The sequence below is a fragment of the Shewanella metallivivens genome (genome assembly GCF_028750675.1).
Taxonomy (GTDB): Bacteria; Pseudomonadota; Gammaproteobacteria; order Enterobacterales; family Shewanellaceae; genus Shewanella; species Shewanella metallivivens.
On the sequence record NZ_JAQQPZ010000001.1, the window covers coordinates 454,586 to 472,251 of the forward strand.

Genomic DNA, 17,666 nt, shown 5'->3' on the forward strand with positions numbered 1-17,666 from the left:
ATCCCTAAGACATATTATGTCGCAAAGTTTCCATAGGAATGACAGTAACATCTTGTTAACCTAATGTATTAATATCGTCCGTGTAACGCTTAATCAGCCACACTCATTTTAAAGGAGCAAAAAATGACCAGAAAATGTCACGAGGTCGACTACGAAATTATTGGTTCAAGTATGCAATTAGTTGAAATTGAATTAGATCCCCATGAAGCTGTGGTCGCTGAAGCTGGTGCGATGACATATTTAGAAGAAGACATCGCGTTTGAAGCCAAAATGGGGGATGGTTCTGAACCTGAATCTGGCTTTTTTGGTAAATTATGGGGTGCTGGAAAACGAGCCATTTCGGGTGAGGGCATTTTTATGACTCACTTTACTAACGAGGGTGGCCGTAAACGTAAAGTGGCTTTTTCTGCCCCTTTTCCAGGTACTGTTTTAGCTATCGATCTTGCAGAGCATAATGGTGAACTGATTTGCCAAAAAGACAGCTTTTTAGCTGCTGCGTTGGGGACTCAAGTCACGATGAAGTTTAATAAACGACTTGGTGTGGGTTTTTTCGGCGGTGAAGGTTTTATTTTACAAAGTCTTAAAGGCGATGGAATGGCGTTTGTGCATGCGGGTGGCACCTTAATTAAAAAAGAGCTACGCGGCGAAACCTTACGAGTTGATACCGGCTGTTTAGTGGGTTTTACCCCTGGGATTGACTATGATATTCAGCGTGCAGGTTCATTAAAATCTATGGTGTTTGGTGGTGAGGGCTTATTCCTCGCGACATTACAGGGTCATGGTACTGTGTGGCTGCAAAGCTTACCGTTTTCTCGCATGGCTGACCGTATTATTGCACATGCACCTTCAAGTGGAGGAAAGGATCAAGGCGAGGGTTCTGTGCTCGGTGGGATCGGACGTATGATTAATTAACTTTAGGTTTGATAAAAATAAGGTGACTGAATTCAGTCACCTTATTTTTTATGTTTTATTTTAAATCACTGACCTAACATGACAATATGGGTAAATTCATTAGCTGTGACAGGTTGTACACTTAACCGTGCACCTTTGGTGACCAATACCATGTCCTGTAAAGCTGGGTCACTTTTGAGTTGCTGTAAACTGACGATATGATTGAGTTTTGCAGTAAATTGAATATCCACTTGCCACCATCGCGGTGAAACGGGATCTGACTTAGGGTCAAAGTAACGAGATTGCGGCTCAAATGCACTCTCGTCAAGTTTAGGCTGACTAACAACAGTGGCAACACCGACAACGCCTGGCACTTTGCAGCTTGAATGGTAAAACAATACTTGATCACCAAGGCTGATTTGATCACGGATAAAATTCCGTGCTTGGTAATTTCGAATACCTTGCCAAGCCATTGTATGATTTGGGCTGTCTCGCAAATCATCAATACTGACGTCATCGGGTTCGGACTTCATTAACCAATATTTCATGGCTGACTCTTTTAAATTCAATATTGTGGTTCATATTATCATCCACACACTAAAAAGCCGACAACATGTTGTTATCGGCTTTACGGTAAGAGGTTGTTTACACTGGTTTGGTAACGACTGTTTGACCAATTGGGGTCAAACTCAATAGGGCTAACTTAATATGCTGTATTGCAAATGGGATACCAATGATAGTGACAAAACAGGCAAGTGCATGGGCTAAATGACCAATCGCCAACCAAATACCAAAGAATAAAAACCAAATAACATTACCGATTAACCCTAAGCTGCCAGTACCAAGATCTTCATGACCAGTTAAATGTTTGCGGTTAACGCTTTCTTGTCCAAATGGCCAAAACGCCATTTCACCAATCACAAAACATGCACGACCAAATGGAATACCGATAATACTGATAAAGCATAATAATCCGGCAAGCCACCAGGCTAAACCCATTACAAAACCACCTAAAACAAACCATGCAATATTAAACAGTAAACGTAAAAGTGACATTGTTTTTCCTTATTGATATCTAAAAATACATAACGGGTACTTCACTGAATTAAGTATAACGTAGCGATATTTATGCCAAAATTGTAAGTTATTGATTATATTTGTTTTGTTTTGTTTTTAAATAAGAGTTTAAGGATCATGTTAGTGAAATTACAAAATCAATCGGTAAGTTTTATCATTTATTAGTTAAAATACTCATATCAAGGATTAAGAGATCGCCAATGTTCGCTATAAGCCCCGTTCAGCCAATGCTATTTGAGCAAAGACCTATCTTTGTCAAGCGAGATGATTTATTACATCCTGACTTTAGCGGTAATAAAGCTCGTAAGTTTTATCATTTTTTATCGCACGATTTTGGGCATATTACTCGACTTGTTGCCTCGGGTTCTGCCCAGGCAAATTCGTTATATTCGATGTCAGTGTTGGCCAAACAACAAGGTTGGCAATTTGATTATTATGTCAGTCATATTAGTGATTTTATTCTCCAGAACCCAAATGGAAATTATGCAGCGGCCATTGCCAATGGCGCTAATATTATTGATGTCAGCCAACTTAACCTAGGTAATCAATATCAGCAGATGCATTTAGATGACGTCGTACAATATATTGTTGCATCAGAGTACGCTAACGAAAACTCATTGCTACACATCCCTGAGGGAGGACGCTGCGAGTATGCTGAAACCGGTGTCGCCATATTAGCGACAGAGATGATTGACTGGGCACAACTACGTAACACCAAAGAGTTAAAAATATTCTTACCCTCGGGAACGGGTACTACAGCAGCGTATTTAAATAAGCAGGTGATGCAGCAATTGGTAAGCAATAATAGTAAAGGTATCAATATTGAGGTGTTAACCTGCAGTACGGTTGGCGGGGATGATTATTTACGTCAACAATTTTCGCAATTAGTTACTCCAGAGTATTTTCCAACCATAGTGAATGACGGACGAAAATACCATTTTGGCAAATTAACTCAGCGTTGTTTCGATATGTGGCAGACGGTTTGTCGCTCAGGGATTGAGTTTGAATTGTTGTACGATCCGGTGGGTTTTTTAGTATTAAAACATTATTTACAGCAACATCCGCACTGGGACGGTGACATCTTGTATGTACATCAGGGTGGTGTATTAGGTAATCAAACCATGTTACCTAGGTATCAGCGTAAATTTGGTCATATTGGCTAAATCAGAAAGTGGCTTACCGTTAACAAAGAAAAAGTTAACGTTAGAGTTAGTGAGATGTAACAAGGGGAGGTTCATTTTGCTCTGTTTTAATAAACATCGGTAAGTAAGAGGAGAATACCGAGAAATGAGTTTATTAAATAACAGAGCAAATGATTAACGCTAGGCGTTAGGAGTATTACTTATTTGCAGTAATTAACCATTTCATGAAGTTTAGTGCTTCAGTACGTTTTGAAAAGGTTTTTTTGTTTTTACCTTGGCTGTCGGTAAAAGCAATTGAGTTTTTGTTTGACGAAATTGAGTTAACTGGAAAACTAACTGAAATTTCATGTCCGTTAATGTTGTATGACATATGCCACACTCCTTATTTTTGCTAATCACCCTTGGGTGAGTAAATTGTTCAATAAAATATCCTTGGCATTTTTAGTGGTGCAAAAGATTAACTTGTCGAGATTTAACTTAACCTATTCTGAACTCACTAATCAAGTGTTGTGATATAAATAGTTGATTAACGTCAGTTTAACTTGTGACCACCAGGGATGATCCGCTTTAACTTCACAACTAAAATATTACGTTTTCACTTAACTTAATAAGTTGAACATAATTATATGACAACAAAATGACCATAAAAGTTTGTTTTTTGAGTAATACAAACATTGGCCGCTAAGGTCATTAACCATGTACAGAAGCTTGTCTTGGGTTTACGAAGGAAGTTGAGCAGACTTTCAGGTAGGTACCAAAATTAACAAGATTTTTAAATCTGTGTAGATTCTATACTCACTTTTCATTTATAGCAACACCGTTTTTGCTAAAAAAGACAAAAGATAATCAAATTACTTGTAAAAAGTTTTTTTACATGTCGATTTTTTTGGTAAACAATTGAAAATATTGGTTTATAATTAATCTGAATTGATTTAGCAAACCCACATTAAAATGATTAAGTTGCGACAACCTCAGTTATCGCAACTTAGCCATTGCTAATGAGTTCAATTAATACAGTAAATCGCCGATAGGGTTAAGCAACTTACTGAACCCCTTAGTAAAGTACAGTGGTGCATCAACGATGGTATAACACAAACACCCTTCAGTGGTTTTAGGTGAATGTTGATGTGCTTGATCAAGCAGCATGAAATCACCAGGCTTGTAAGTGTTGTAGCAATCGCTAAATTCGCCCGCTAATAATAAGGTTAACTCAGCCCCTTTGTGGGTATGCTCTGGTATTTCTCCATTGGCTGCAATGTGCAACAAGCTTGCTCTTGCTTGTGGCTCACCAGTGTCTAAACGTAAACGACTCACCTTACCTATGCCTTGCCATGAGGCATTTATCTGTTTTCTAAATACCCGTGGTAATGCATATTGCTGCCCCTTAATGGTCACAGTGTTGTCTGCATCCTGAGGTTGTTGAATTGATTCTATGTCTAAGTTGTCTAATGTTGATGACATAAATTGGCTTAAAAGGGCACTTAGGTCAGCGTCATCAGGTTGCTTTGCTACAGTTTGTTGTTGCTCGAACTCTTGCTCAGATAGGGCAATGGTCATTTGATCGAGTTGTTGCTGACAATGGTGGCACAATTCAGCATGAGCAGAAATGGCAATCGACATCGATAATGGCAGTTCACCTTTCGCATGGAGAGACAGCAAATGCTGATCAGGGTGGTAATTAATCATAATGTTTCTCCATAAAGCTTTTTAACTTTTCTAGCCCGAGTCTAAGTCGAGATTTGACGGTACCGATAGGAATATTAAGTTTGTCTGCAAGTTCTTGTTGTGTCAGCTCTTGCATATAAATCCCTTGCACGACCTGACGTTGTAATGGTGGTAGATCTTCAACATGTTGTAACAAACTGGCTGACAGTAAAAAGTCATCATCATTATTTTCAGCATCATCAGACTCAAATAAAGGCCAAATGTCATTGCCAAATGCATCTTCACGGTTATGTTGTACTTTACGAAGCATGTCAAAACATTGGTTGCGCATGATGGTGAACACCCAAGTACTCACGGCCGCTTTGTCAGCGTTGTATAGGTGAGCTTTGGTCCATACTCGTGACATGGTTTCTTGAACGAGGTCCATGGCTAAACCTTGCTGACTTAGACGCTGTACCCCAAATGAGTTTATTTTAGGAGCAAAATGACTAAATAAGCTCGCGAAAGATCGCTTACAGCGGTTATTAGCCACTTGCATCATTAAGCGAGCAAGTTCTTCTGCCATTGGATTGGGTTCGTCTGATTTCATAGCACCACTTCGTTGATTGGACGATCTTGCAATAAGATTTCCTTTATCATAACGAGTTTGTGCGCTTTGTGATTGAACATTTTCCATTTTTTTCACTCGCATCCAGTAAAAACACAATTGAACAAGTAACTTATTGCCATTTTGCAAGCCAAAATGCAGTCTGCAAGAGGGTGTTGTTTATTCATTAATATCTTATACGCAAGGTTAAGATGTACGGATCACATTCGAGTGTTATTTTATAATGTCGAATAAAAACGATTTAGCTAACAAATGGTCATGGCTGTTTATGCATTGATACTTTTCTTTGGCACTTAAGGGGATAATTTCTAACCAACGCTGACAAACCCAGGCGATATCATTAAAGTTATCATCCGAATAATGAGCTAAGTGTTGTGGATATTGCTGCAGTAGTTGTTTAAGCGTTTTACTTAAAAACTGATCTTTTTTACGCTCTAGTGGCTTAATGTGTGGCTGTGCAGCTTGGGCTTCAATAAGATCGCTCGGCCAACTGTCTATTAATGTCACGTCGGCACGCTTTAACCCATCGTGTTCAACATCGATTTGGTTAATCGAGAAGGTTTGCTTGCCTTGAACACTAATACCTAGGAGACCATCGTCGAGGGTTTCGAAGTCGATGATCTCCGTTAACGTACCAATGGGTAAAATGGTTTTTTTGTCATCAGCAAGCATACATAACCCAAAGCCCTGTCCACTTTTGAGTGACTCAGACACTAAGCGTTTGTATCTAGATTCAAAAATACGAAGTTGCGTGTACCCTTGTGGGAGTAAGCAAATGGGCAATGGGAAAATTGGGATAATCATTACAGCCTCTGGATCATATAACAGTGCATCTGAAACATTGTACGAGTCAGCGGTTATTGTTGATCACCTTGTTGCACCCAAATGAGCTTACCTTCACTTATTGATAAGGCCGCAAGCTTATTGATAAACCGCTGTTTGATGACAGGGTCCAATATTGGGCTGCGCGATAAAATCCAAGCATATTGATTATTAGGCCCAATCACTAATGAGTCAGTGTACTGACCTTGGCTATTTTGTTCGATATCATGGATCTGATAAGCGCCGTAAAAAGGCCCAAAAAAAGACACCTTGAGTAAACCTTTGTCATCACCGTCAATAAAGTAGGCTTTGCCTTCTGCTTGGTCCCATTGCTGCTCGTCTTGTTTAAATCCTTTATTAATCACCACCACTTTGTCACCGTCAATGCGGTATTGCGCTGTCACATTGGTCATTCCACGTTCAAATGAATGATCTAGGCGGGCAATCTCATACCAGGTTCCTAGGTACTGGTTCAGTTCAAACGGCTTGACGACATCCACTGGTTCATCGATGACCGTGCAGGCTGATAGTCCAAGCAACGATAATCCGAATAATGGTAAGGCGATGAGATGGTGTAATGACTTTTTCATGGTTAACTCCGTTTTATACAACAATAGCGTTTAATGTCGACTATACGACTTAAGGGGTTGGTTTGATCTTGAATTGCCCGGTTTAATCTTATTTTGTCGGTTGTGTCATGCTTACAAAGTCCTTTTACAGGCGTTTTTTAGTATAATTAACCTGATTGTTATTTTTAGTTAGGTGGATTGTTTCATGAATAAAGTGTTAGATACGGTAGACCAACGCACCCAATTAGTCGGTGAAAACCGTTTAGAACTGTTGTTATTTCGCATTAGTTCCACACAATTATTCGCGATCAATGTGTTTAAAGTAAAAGAAGTGGTTAAGCTACCTGCAATCAATATACTACCCGGTAGTGATCCTAAAATTTATGGTGTTGCGAATATCCGTGGCGCATCCATACCTGTTATCAACTTACGCAAAGCGATAGGTTTTTCAACAATGCCTGTTACTGACGACAGTAACTTAATCATTACTGAGTACAATCGCAGTGTGCAGGCCTTTTTAGTGGGTAAAGTTGAACATATTATTAATATGACTTGGAGTGATATTATGCCGCCGCCGAAAACATCTGGGGCACATAATTATTTAACTGCAATCACCAAGGTTGAGCAAGAGGGAATAACGCACTTGGTGTCTATTATTGATGTGGAAAAAGTATTGGCAGAAATCATTGATTATGATGTGAGCTTGTCAGAAGGAGTGCTCGACGAGAGCCTTGTGCCGAGTATGCCAGGCCGTAAAGTATTAATCGTTGATGATTCATCGACCGCTCGTAAACAAGTTCGTGACACATTAACACCTTTAGGCATTGATATCATCGAAGCTTCAGACGGATTACAAGCGTTGAGGTTACTGCAGTCTTGGGCTGATGATGGCAAACATGTGGCCGATGAGCTGTTAATGATGATAACCGATGCGGAAATGCCAGAAATGGACGGCTATAAGCTGACCGCTGAAGTACGCGCCGACCCGCGTATGGCTGCGTTATTTATTACCTTAAATACCTCATTAAGTGGTAGCTTTAATAAAGCCATGGTTGAAAAAGTGGGATGTAACGAGTTTATTTCTAAGTTTCAACCTGACTTGCTGGTGGGTGTAGTGCAAGATCGTTTACGCAGTCTGTTGGCACAATAACATTGCAGTGAGTGCGTTAATTAGCGCACTCATTCAAAGCAACTTGAGCCAACCGTGTGTCAATGACAAATCTTCGCGAGTTATCAAAGTGACTGACTTGTCACTGATCTGCATCTTCAATTAATTCGTCGATAATTTTTCGTTGGTGTTCATGGGTAATGCCAATATTAAGTCTGGCAATTTTTATCGCATGACCAAATTTTGCTTTGCCTAATAATGTCACCAACTGTTGTAAAAATCGCGCATCTAAAGACAAGGTATTACTATAGTGCTCTATGGCTTTGGGTAAAGAAGTAAACCTCACACCGTCAAACTCAAACCCTGCTTGATAATGACCATGCTCACCGTCGAGAATTATGCCATCAAGACTTAGGGGCCAACCTTTTGCGTTAATGCGTCCCTGAGCTATTTGATACATCATCCAGGCACTTTTTTTAAAGCCACCAAAAATTTTGCACTCAAATTCAGATTCTGCCAACTCTTGTTCCGTCCAATTAATGCCAATGGCTAAATCTTTGCGGTAAATATGCATTAATTGATCTTTAACCGCATCGCGGCAATCCCAAATTGAGGTTAACGGGTTCTTTTTGGCTAATCCTAAACATTCTTTACAAGCTGGCACCGCTAGCGATGGATGTGGCGTGTGAGTCATGCGGTAGTAATCAAATACTTGATTACTGGGTTCTGCGCAAAACCAGCAGGTATGACGCTGCTCGAATGGAATATCAATTAATGTAGGCATAAGGAGGCACGCTTTCAGTAACAAATGGTGTACTTAAAATAAAAAAGCCGCTCATAAAGAGCAGCTTAGATATTTTGATTCAAAAAATTACTCTTTTTCGTAATCGACTAATTCTTTAGCTAATACGATAGGGTCAATTTCTTCACATTCTTGGTCGGCTTCCCAATCAACACCAATTAATACGCCATCGTCATTTAAATCGCCAACCCAGTATTCTAAAAACTCAGTTAGGGTAATGGTCACTGCTTTGTAGTCGGCCCATTCTTCAGTGCAATGACTGGTTGCGGCTTCTTCACTCGACCATAAAGGCATGACATCAGTGTCTTCAAATTCAGAAGAATCACATACAACCCAGCCTTCACCGGTTTCATCTTGTAAGCCCCAGAGTGTTTGATGCTGTTTTACGTTTTCGATAAAGCTGATTAGTGCAGGTGTTTGTTCGGTCATGATAAGTCGCTTCAATGAGTGAGAATTGATTTCATTATACGGACTCAACGCATAAGGAAAAGGCTTAATTAATGACAATTATGTTTATGTTGAAACTTTGTACCAATTGAAATGTAAAAACACAATTTCTGATAAATAAACAGGGTTTAATGCTATCACCTCTTGTTTCCTGCATGGCGATGCGTCACGATATTCGTCATTCATTTGTGATAATTAAGTGTTTTCATGACCCATAAAAGCCGTTTTTCAGTGTTTATTGCTTCCATGTTTGTTTCGAGCTCATTACTCAGTGCTTGCGCTGCGTCGGCATCACCTGAGTCTGCTATTAAGCCCGATCCAGAATCCGTTCAAACGGATTTTGCGACTTGTGTGATTAACTTGCAGCAAAAAGCCAAGGTGGCTGGGATCTCACAGCACATTATTGATACAACCGTGGCTAATTTAAAGTATGTACCTAGAGTCATTGAACTTGATAATCAACAGCCTGAATTTACCACAACCTTTGGCGACTATTTTGAAAAACGCGTCACACCTTGGCGGGTCGAGCAAGGCCGCAAAATGATGGCAAAACACCATGACTTATTGACTAAATTAACCCATGAGTATGGTGTGCCAGGTCAATATATCGTTGCTTTTTGGGGCTTAGAAACTAATTTTGGCAGTTATAAAGGCAACATGCCTGTACTGGATTCTTTAGCAACGTTAGCTTGCGATCCTCGTCGCAGTGATTATTTTACCGGTGAATTATTACAGGCACTTAAGCTTAAACAGCAATACCAATTTGACGACAGTAAAATGGTCGGGTCGTGGGCCGGTGCAATGGGGCATACTCAGTTTATGCCAACCAATTACCGCAAGTATGCTGTAGACGGCGACGGTGATGGCATTGCTGATTTATGGAATAGCGAAGCCGATGCGTTAACCTCAGCGGCTAATTTTTTACAACACCTTGGTTGGCAAGCCGATGAGCGTTGGGGCAGAGAAGTATTGCTCCCAAGCAATTATTCATTTGAGTATTTAGGCAGTAAATCGACCTTACCATTAAGCCAATGGCACGCGCTCAATATAAAAAAAACCAATGGTCAAGCTATCTCAACTCCGGACATGCAAGCCGCGTTGTATTTACCCGCGGGTCATACCGGGCCGGCATTTTTAGGGTATGCCAACTTTAATGTCATTATGCGCTGGAATCGCTCGGAATTTTATGCGATTTCGGTAGGACATTTGGCAGACAGAATTAATGGGGCGCCAGCATTAAGCCGTGCGGTGCCTAAACAGCCACGATTAAGCCGTGATATCGTTAAGCAATTGCAAGTCAAACTGAATGAGCAAGGGTTTGATGTGGGTAAGCCGGATGGCATTTTAGGCCGCAACTCGGTGTTAGGTTTGCAAGGTTTTCAGAAAAAGCATGGTTTAATTGCTGATGGTTTTCCTGATGCAAAGACCTTCGATAAGCTTGGGATTAAGTTATAAACATAAGCATTCAACGTGTGTACATCTAGGGCCAGTTGATCTTTCAACGTTGTTTTTTACTCGAACAAAATTCAACCAGCAAAGGTCAACAGGCCCTAGTTGAGGCTAACTTTTTTGTGGATGCCTTAGCGGGCTTTTGTTAAGCTTCGGCAAATTTTTGTGTTAAGGAATAATGATGAGCATTAAAGACGATATGATTGTGCAGTTTAATTACACGCTGCGCGATGAAAAAGGCGAAGTAATTGAGTCAAACGAAGGACGCGATCCTATTGCGTACTTACATGGCCATGACAATATGATGCCTGGTATCGAAGATGCTATTACCGGTAAAGAAGTGGGCGACAAGTTTTCTGTCACACCACCTGCAGCCGACACTTATGGTGAACGTCAAGAAGGCGCAGAGCAACGTGTTTCTGTAAAGCATTTGGTCGGTGCTAAAGTGTGGAAACCCGGTATGGCTGCCATGGTACAAACCGAGCAAGGTCAACGCCAAGTGACTGTAGTTAAAGTCGGCAAATTTATGGCAACAGTTGATGTTAATCATCCATTAGCTGGCCGTGAACTGACTTTCGACATTGAAGTTGTCGGTACACGCGATGCATCAGATGAAGAAATCGCCCATGGTCATGCTCACGGTGCAGGTGGTCACCACCACTAAGTAACCTGATCTCGGGTTAAGTAAGATTGCTGTTTAACTTGAAATCCCAAGTGAATCACTTGGGATTTTTATTTGTGGTGCGCATAAAAAGGAAAAATCATGGTCATCGACTTTTCAATCGGTAAAATTATTGTCACCGTGAATGAAATTCAGTGTCGTTTTCATGACAACCAGATTGTATTAACAGCCTCGGTAGATGATATTAGTTGTTTTCACCAAGGGTTAGTTATTGCTGCCGATGCTGGCACAGTGCGTTGGAGCATCAAGCTTGATAATGCTGCGCAATTAGAACAAGTATTAAATTGTACGGGAATACAAGCCCAGTAATACCTGGTGCATCCAGATTACTCATAACACGTAAATGTATGATGCAGCAACGATGCGATAAAAAGGATAAGTTATGTCATCTTTAGAGAAAATTGTAATTGAACCACAAACCTCTGCTACAGCCTGTGTAATTTGGCTTCATGGATTAGGCGATTCAGGCGCAGGCTTTGCGCCAGTGGTTCCGGTGTTAGGTTTACCAAGCGATCACAGTATTCGTTTTGTGTTTCCTCATGCGCCAGAGCAAGCCGTCACCATTAATGGTGGCTTTGTGATGCGCTCTTGGTATGACATTAAAAGTATGGATTTACATGACAGAGCAGATTTACAAGGGGTGATGGCCTCTGAGCAAGCTGTGAAGCAACTGATCAATGAGCAAATTGCCCAAGGCATCAGTGCCGATAAAATCGTGCTTGCTGGTTTTAGTCAGGGTGGGGTGATGAGCTTATTTACTGGCTTGCGCTTTGAGCAACGTTTAGCCGGTATTATGGCACTGTCTTGTTATTTACCTGGTGGAGAGGCATTACCTGAGCAATTAGCTGAAGCCAACCGCTCCACACCTATATTGCAACACCATGGTGAGCAAGACGATGTGGTGCCATTGTTTGCCGGTAAAATGGCCCATGATGCGTTAGTGGCTGCTCATTATCAGACAACTTGGCACACTTATTCAATGGCGCATAGCGTACTCCCTAATCAATTAACTGACATTGGTCAATGGATACAACAACAACTTAAATAAAAGTATTGTTGCATTGTTTTGATATGTAAACAGTAATGTTTTTTTATATCTTGTTAAAATAAGTGTTTTTTTAACGACTTAGTGGGTAAAACCATTAAGTCGTTTTTTTTACTTTTCATTAACTAAAATTTTAACATTTCATTGTTTTTTTAATGAGACAATTTTAATCATAAATGATTGTAAATATTGGATTAAATGTCATATTTTGTAATAAAAATGACATCAAATGCCGTCAATGTTGTAATATTAAGTCCGTGACATGGATATGTCACAGATTTAAATAACTTATTATAATTCGGGGTAAATCATGACAAACATGTTAATTAAAGGATTAGTTGCAACAGCTGTACTTACAGCATTAACCGGTTGTGGCAGTGACAATGACAATAATGAAGTAGAAACTCCTGTTGCAACAACGTGTGCAGAAGCGGGGGCAGAGTGTAAAACCTTCACCGTTTTACACACTAACGACAACCACGGTCGCTTTTGGGAAAACAGCGATGGTGAGTATGGTATGGCTGCACGTAAAGCACTGATTGATCAAATTCGTGCAGAAGTAAGCTCAAATGGTGGTGAAACACTGGTGTTATCAGGTGGTGATATTAACACCGGTGTTCCAGAATCAGATTTACAAGATGCGCTACCTGACTTTATCGGTATGAACGAAATTGCTTATGATGCAATGGCTGTTGGTAACCATGAATTCGATAACCCTCTTGCGGTACTTGATTCACAACGTTCAGTTGCAAACTTCCCAATGCTTGCAGCAAATATTTATAAAGCAGACGGGACTCGTTACTTCGACGCTTATAAAATATTTGATGTCAATGGTTTACGTGTAGCTGTTATTGGTTTAACGACTGAAGATACGGCAAAAATTGGTAACCCAGAATATATTTCAGATATTACCTTTACCGATCCTACAACTGAAGCAGCGAAAGTGATTGCTGAAATCAAAGACGCTGGTACTGCAGATATCATTTTCGCGGCCACACACATGGGTCATTATGCAGATGGTGAAAACGGCAGCAATGCTCCTGGCGATGTGACTTTAGCACGTGCGCTTACTGAAGGTGACTTAAGTGCCATTATTGGTGGCCATTCACAAAACCCAGTCTGCATGGAACCTGATACAAATGCTTACGCTGACTTTGAGCCTGGCGATGATTGTGCTCCAGATATGCAAAACGGCACTTATATCATGCAAGCACACGAATGGGGCAAATACGTTGGCCGTGCCGACTTTGAATACTTCAATGGTGAATTACAACTTGCAAGCTACCAATTGATTCCAGTGAACCTGAAAAAGACTGTCACAGATGCAGATGGCAATGAAACTGAAGAGTTTGTTGCTGATGAAATCACACCAGATGCTGACTTAGAAGAATTGCTTTCTTATTATCAAGAGCGAGGCCAAGGTCAATTAGATGAAGTGATCGCGACCACTGACGCTTTGTTAGACGGTGAACGTGCTAACGTGCGTAACATGCAAACTAACCTAGGGCGTTTAATTGCAGAAGCTCAACGTACCAAAGTGGGTGCAGATATCGGCGTGATGAACTCTGGTGGTGTGCGTGCTTCAATTGAAGCGGGTGACATTACTTACCGTGATGTACTGACAGTTCAACCATTTGGTAACACAGTAACGTTAATGACCATGACAGGTGCTGAAGTCACTGAGTATTTAAATACAGTCGCTTCTTTCCAACGTGGTGCAGGGGCTTATGCTCAAATCACTGGCGTTAAAATGACCGTTGATTGTACCGCTCAAACCGTTGCTATTAGTGAAATTAACGGCAAAGATTATAGTGCCACTGATTCTTATAGCTTCACGGTACCAAGCTTTAACGCTGCGGGTGGTGACGGTTACCCAGTGTTAGACCCAATCCAAACGGGTTATGTTGATGCTGAAGTGTTATACACTTTCTTCCAAGAGAAAGCGTCAATTGTTGCAGCAGATTATGCTCCAGTGGGCGACATAGTTTATGAAAACTCTGACAGCACATTAGGTTGTACTATTACAGCTAACTAATTAAAGTTTAGGATTACATCCTAATACGTTAATGAATACGTGATTAAGTAAAAAGGTAGCCTAGGCTACCTTTTTTGTTGCTTACAATGAGTGGTTACTGCCATGCAATATGCGTGGTGAGTGTATGGCTTTCACCTGGGGCGAGTTTCACGTTATCTTCTAACACATTAGCCGCTTCTAAACACACCATCGTGAGATAATCATCGCTATTAAAGCGAGAGAGTCTTACCGATTTGTCTATCCACGGGTTCCACAATACTGCTGATTGACTATTTTCACGACTCACAAGAATGGTACCGTGCGGTGTATGCAGTGTTTGTAGAGGAGCTAAATCGGTATAAACACGATCGGTTTCTCGGTCAAACTCAACACTGTCTTGTGATTGTGTTATCGGACCTTGACCAAACTCGATATATTTTGAGTGGCTAAAACCGGTAGCCTTTAACTGATGAATATCACCGATAGGGAAATAGCTGTGTAAGGCTTGGGTTAAATTAACATGAGTGTCACCCAAATTGGTGTTAACAATACTAACAGATAAGGTTTCGCTTAACGTAAATAACACTTTGACTTCAGTGTTATGTGGCCAATATTGTTGTTCAAACTCACTCTTTGGCAAGGTAAACACTAAGTCTACAACTTGATTACGCATGTTAACTGATTCTAGTGACCAGATTTTATTGCGGGCAAAACCATGTTGTGGATATTCTGGGTTTTCATGTGTGCCAAACCAAGGCCAGCATACCGGAATACCACCTCGGATCCCATTGCCCGGTTGGTAATCATCTGCAGATGACACCCATAATAAAGGCGGTTTACCTTTTGGAGTAAATTGATCTATTTGGGCGCCTTGCATGAAGATCCGTGCTTGGCAAAGTTCAGTATTTACGTCTACATACTCAAGACCATTAGCGTGTTTTTGGGTAGTAACAGAACCCATAGTGTGTGTCCTTGTGTTAAACAACGTTAGTATTAAATCGCCAGAAAAGTAAATAGCTTAGCGTATTTAGGGCAAAGTGATAAACAGAGATTAAATTGTTCGATTGATCAGCGGGTAAAATACAGCATTCTGTTGTTTGCCGGCATGGCAACATCTTGTTGTAGATGTAAATCGTGTTGTTTGGCGAGTGATGTAATCCATTCTATATCGCGAATACCACAATGAGGGTTTTGTTGTTTTAGCCAATCATCAAATTGTTGATTACTGGCGCTAGTATATTGGCCTACATAATTAAAAGGACCATAGACAGCAACACAACCTTCATTAGCGAGTACTTGGTCGCAACCTGCAAAAAAAGCTTCAACTAGCGGTTTGCTCATAATGTGCAAGGTATTGGCACTAAAAATGGCATCAACTTGAGAAGCAAGCTTTGGCCAAGATTGGCTAACATCTAATACTACGGGATCCGCTAGATTACGTAATGAGAAATGTGCTAGCCGCGCTTTTAGGTTGGGCAAGTATGCTAATTGATCGCTAGGTTGCCAATGAAGATGGGTTAAATGCGTTGCAAAGTGAACACTGTGTTGTCCCGTACCCGAACCCACTTCAAGCACATGGTTTGATTGAGCAAACCATTCTATTAATAGGCTTAAAATGGGTTGTTTGTTGTTTTCACATGCTTGCGAAAAGGGCAGTTGTGCCAGCGGGACGATATTTAACATTAAGACAGATCGACTTTTTCCATTTCCAATTGTTGTAATGCAATGACGGCTTGGGTTCGGTTACGTACTCCTAGCTTTCTAAATATCGCGGTCGCGTGTGCTTTAATCGTGGCCTCAGACACTCCAAAATCATAAGCGATTTGTTTATTAAGTAAACCCTCCGCAAACATTTGCAATACACGATATTGCTGCGGGGTTAAATCAGATAGCCGGCTCGCCATTTTGTCAGTAGGGTCATCCGAAATAGGGACTAATTCAGTGCCAGAAGGTAGCCAAATATCACCATACAATACAGCGCTTAAAGCTTCTGTTAATGACTCCATCGACGCAGATTTAGGAATAAACCCACTACTACCATAATGCACGGCACGGCTAATAGTATTGATGTCTTCATGTGCCGATATCACCACCACAGGTATGTCAGGGTAGTGCGTTCTTAGGTGTATCAAGGTCGAATAACCATGAGAACCAGGCATTTGTAAGTCTAATAAGATTAAATCAAACTGTGCGTTTTGAGTATCAAGTACTTTTTGCAGTGCTTCGGCACTGTCAGCTTCGACCCATTCGGTTTTTTCGAACGCACTGCTTAATGCTTGTCGTAGTGCATTACGAAATAACGGATGATCGTCAGCGATGATGATGTTTAAATTTTCGAGCTTCATGGCGTTTTTTATTCTATGTTGCACGTGAAGATTAAATCAATGTAACAGAAAACCAATCGAGTGTTCTATTGCTTTATGTGTCAAAATGCTGCTTTTTTGTGATTAAACAGCAAACTATAGACTTTAGTCTAGGCTGATGTCACATTTTTACTCAATCAATGCCTTTATGTGCTGCACCCATTACCATCATTAAGCATGGGGCCACACGTGTGTAGGTTGTCGACTTTCATCGACTGCAACAAAAGTAAAGACTCCGCGAATGGCATGCTCTCGATGATCTTTGTACATGTCTTCAACATAAATATTAACCTCTACTTTTAATGAGGTGTTACCAACATGAATCACCTTGGCAATCAGCTCAGCTAAACTGCCCGCTGGTATGGCCTTTTTAAAATCGATACGATCAGAGCTAACTGTCACTAAGGATTTTCGACAAAAACGAGTTGCCGCAATAAAGGCTGTTTCATCCATCCAGGCTAATGCATCGCCACCAAATAAGGTGTTGTGATGGTTGGTATTCGACGGAAAAATGGCTTTAATCACGCGTGCTTCTGATTGCGCGATGCGGGCGGCCATATCTTCAGGGAATTGAGTTTCTGTTTGAGCTGGGTTGAGAGCAAGAGACATACTTGAACCTAATATAATGCAAAATGACAGGGATAAAACGCTGCGCATTGTACTGTATTGGAACCTGTTGTGTCAGGCTAATTGTACTTTATTACTCGGTTATATTAATCAATTAATGACAGATGACTAAATAATGCATTAGGGGTCAGTACATCTAAGCGGACAATATCGCTTAAGGCGATAACAAGTGGCTGTTGCTGTTTATCAATTCCTTTTATTGCTTCTTGTTTTTTACCTTCAACATTGATGTAGCAAGTGGTGTTAAAGCGTCCCTGTATCTCGTTGCTAGACACTAGCATCAATTTCACTTCATATTGCTTCATGCATAAGATTTCGATGAAGTCATAATCACTACACTTTATTGGCGTCATGGG

At 40.7% G+C, this 17,666-nt stretch carries 22 protein-coding genes; 8 read left to right on the forward strand and 14 right to left on the reverse strand.

Translation table 11 applies throughout. From position 1 onward, the window contains the following. Nucleotides 1–123: 123 nt before the first annotated feature. A complete protein-coding gene (locus PQR79_RS01890; protein ID WP_238103463.1) occupies nt 124–912 on the forward strand; it encodes a TIGR00266 family protein in 789 nt (262 codons plus the stop codon). Nucleotides 913–977: 65 nt separating this feature from the next. Here PQR79_RS01890 and PQR79_RS01895 read toward each other — a convergent pair whose 3' ends face one another. After that, on the reverse strand, nt 978–1,439 hold the full coding sequence (locus tag PQR79_RS01895; protein WP_238103465.1) for an EVE domain-containing protein: 462 nt from the start codon (nt 1,437–1,439) through the stop codon (nt 978–980). A gap of 97 nt (nt 1,440–1,536) precedes the next feature. Continuing rightward, nucleotides 1,537–1,947 carry a YccF domain-containing protein gene (locus PQR79_RS01900; RefSeq protein ID WP_238103466.1) on the reverse strand — a complete coding sequence of 137 codons (411 nt, stop codon included), beginning with the start codon at nt 1,945–1,947 and terminating at the stop codon, nt 1,537–1,539. Between the two features lie 221 nt (nt 1,948–2,168). Here PQR79_RS01900 and PQR79_RS01905 point away from each other — a divergent pair, with 221 nt between their 5' ends. Next, nucleotides 2,169–3,131 carry a 1-aminocyclopropane-1-carboxylate deaminase/D-cysteine desulfhydrase gene (locus PQR79_RS01905; protein ID WP_238103467.1) on the forward strand — a complete coding sequence of 321 codons (963 nt, stop codon included), beginning with the start codon at nt 2,169–2,171 and terminating at the stop codon, nt 3,129–3,131. A 175-nt stretch (nt 3,132–3,306) separates the two neighbouring features. Here PQR79_RS01905 and PQR79_RS01910 read toward each other — a convergent pair whose 3' ends face one another. The 5 genes from PQR79_RS01910 to PQR79_RS01930 all read right to left on the reverse strand — a co-directional run bounded on the left by PQR79_RS01910 (nt 3,307) and on the right by PQR79_RS01930 (nt 6,794). Then, nucleotides 3,307–3,480, reverse strand: a complete 174-nt coding sequence (locus tag PQR79_RS01910) for a hypothetical protein (RefSeq protein WP_188924209.1) — start codon at nt 3,478–3,480, stop codon at nt 3,307–3,309. A gap of 638 nt (nt 3,481–4,118) precedes the next feature. Beyond that, complete coding sequence (locus PQR79_RS01915) at nt 4,119–4,796, reverse strand: ChrR family anti-sigma-E factor (protein ID WP_238103468.1); 678 nt, start codon at nt 4,794–4,796, stop codon at nt 4,119–4,121. Next, the gene (locus PQR79_RS01920) at nt 4,789–5,451 is read right to left on the reverse strand and encodes a sigma-70 family RNA polymerase sigma factor (RefSeq protein ID WP_238104162.1); all 663 of its coding nucleotides are present in this window, start codon (nt 5,449–5,451) and stop codon (nt 4,789–4,791) included. The genes PQR79_RS01915 and PQR79_RS01920 overlap by 8 nt, the downstream gene beginning before the upstream one ends. A gap of 144 nt (nt 5,452–5,595) precedes the next feature. Next, a complete protein-coding gene (locus PQR79_RS01925; RefSeq protein WP_238103469.1) occupies nt 5,596–6,186 on the reverse strand; it encodes an LON peptidase substrate-binding domain-containing protein in 591 nt (196 codons plus the stop codon). 53 nt (nt 6,187–6,239) lie between these two features. Beyond that, a complete protein-coding gene (locus PQR79_RS01930; protein ID WP_238103470.1) occupies nt 6,240–6,794 on the reverse strand; it encodes a lipocalin family protein in 555 nt (184 codons plus the stop codon). Between the two features lie 184 nt (nt 6,795–6,978). Between PQR79_RS01930 and PQR79_RS01935 the strand changes: the two genes are divergently transcribed. Then, nucleotides 6,979–7,923, forward strand: a complete 945-nt coding sequence (locus PQR79_RS01935; protein ID WP_238103471.1) for a chemotaxis protein CheV — start codon at nt 6,979–6,981, stop codon at nt 7,921–7,923. 100 nt (nt 7,924–8,023) lie between these two features. On the opposite strand, the gene PQR79_RS01940 is transcribed toward PQR79_RS01935, so the two are convergent. Together PQR79_RS01940 and PQR79_RS01945 are read right to left on the reverse strand one after the other, a co-directional pair. Continuing rightward, nucleotides 8,024–8,665, reverse strand: coding sequence for a hypothetical protein (locus PQR79_RS01940; protein WP_238103472.1), 642 nt, complete (start codon nt 8,663–8,665; stop codon nt 8,024–8,026). An 87-nt stretch (nt 8,666–8,752) separates the two neighbouring features. Beyond that, nucleotides 8,753–9,112, reverse strand: a complete 360-nt coding sequence (locus PQR79_RS01945) for a DUF2750 domain-containing protein (protein WP_238103474.1) — start codon at nt 9,110–9,112, stop codon at nt 8,753–8,755. 225 nt (nt 9,113–9,337) lie between these two features. On the opposite strand from PQR79_RS01945, the gene PQR79_RS01950 reads away from it, so the two are divergent. From PQR79_RS01950 to ushA, 5 genes are all read left to right on the forward strand, one after another. Further along, nucleotides 9,338–10,585, forward strand: a complete 1,248-nt coding sequence (locus PQR79_RS01950) for a lytic murein transglycosylase (RefSeq protein WP_238103476.1) — start codon at nt 9,338–9,340, stop codon at nt 10,583–10,585. A gap of 175 nt (nt 10,586–10,760) precedes the next feature. Continuing rightward, nucleotides 10,761–11,243 carry an FKBP-type peptidyl-prolyl cis-trans isomerase gene (locus tag PQR79_RS01955; protein ID WP_238103478.1) on the forward strand — a complete coding sequence of 161 codons (483 nt, stop codon included), beginning with the start codon at nt 10,761–10,763 and terminating at the stop codon, nt 11,241–11,243. A gap of 99 nt (nt 11,244–11,342) precedes the next feature. Continuing rightward, complete coding sequence (locus PQR79_RS01960) at nt 11,343–11,570, forward strand: DUF3389 family protein (RefSeq protein ID WP_188916519.1); 228 nt, start codon at nt 11,343–11,345, stop codon at nt 11,568–11,570. A gap of 73 nt (nt 11,571–11,643) precedes the next feature. Then, on the forward strand, nt 11,644–12,309 hold the full coding sequence (locus tag PQR79_RS01965; protein ID WP_238103479.1) for an alpha/beta hydrolase: 666 nt from the start codon (nt 11,644–11,646) through the stop codon (nt 12,307–12,309). Between the two features lie 307 nt (nt 12,310–12,616). Beyond that, entirely contained in the window at nt 12,617–14,341 is a 1,725-nt protein-coding gene (gene ushA, locus PQR79_RS01970; protein ID WP_238103480.1) for a bifunctional UDP-sugar hydrolase/5'-nucleotidase UshA, read from the forward strand. Between the two features lie 94 nt (nt 14,342–14,435). On the opposite strand, the gene PQR79_RS01975 is transcribed toward ushA, so the two are convergent. The 5 genes from PQR79_RS01975 to PQR79_RS01995 all read right to left on the reverse strand — a co-directional run bounded on the left by PQR79_RS01975 (nt 14,436) and on the right by PQR79_RS01995 (nt 17,663). Next, nucleotides 14,436–15,281: a D-hexose-6-phosphate mutarotase gene (locus tag PQR79_RS01975; RefSeq protein WP_238103481.1), complete on the reverse strand. Its 846-nt coding sequence runs from the start codon at nt 15,279–15,281 to the stop codon at nt 14,436–14,438. 107 nt (nt 15,282–15,388) lie between these two features. Continuing rightward, complete coding sequence (locus PQR79_RS01980) at nt 15,389–16,003, reverse strand: DUF938 domain-containing protein (protein WP_238103482.1); 615 nt, start codon at nt 16,001–16,003, stop codon at nt 15,389–15,391. After that, nucleotides 16,003–16,665: a response regulator transcription factor gene (locus PQR79_RS01985; protein WP_238103483.1), complete on the reverse strand. Its 663-nt coding sequence runs from the start codon at nt 16,663–16,665 to the stop codon at nt 16,003–16,005. The genes PQR79_RS01980 and PQR79_RS01985 overlap by 1 nt, the downstream gene beginning before the upstream one ends. A gap of 189 nt (nt 16,666–16,854) precedes the next feature. Beyond that, nucleotides 16,855–17,292: an acyl-CoA thioesterase gene (locus tag PQR79_RS01990; protein ID WP_238103484.1), complete on the reverse strand. Its 438-nt coding sequence runs from the start codon at nt 17,290–17,292 to the stop codon at nt 16,855–16,857. A gap of 104 nt (nt 17,293–17,396) precedes the next feature. Beyond that, the gene (locus PQR79_RS01995) at nt 17,397–17,663 is read right to left on the reverse strand and encodes a Rho-binding antiterminator (protein WP_238103485.1); all 267 of its coding nucleotides are present in this window, start codon (nt 17,661–17,663) and stop codon (nt 17,397–17,399) included. Between the last annotated feature and the right edge of the window lie 3 nt (nt 17,664–17,666).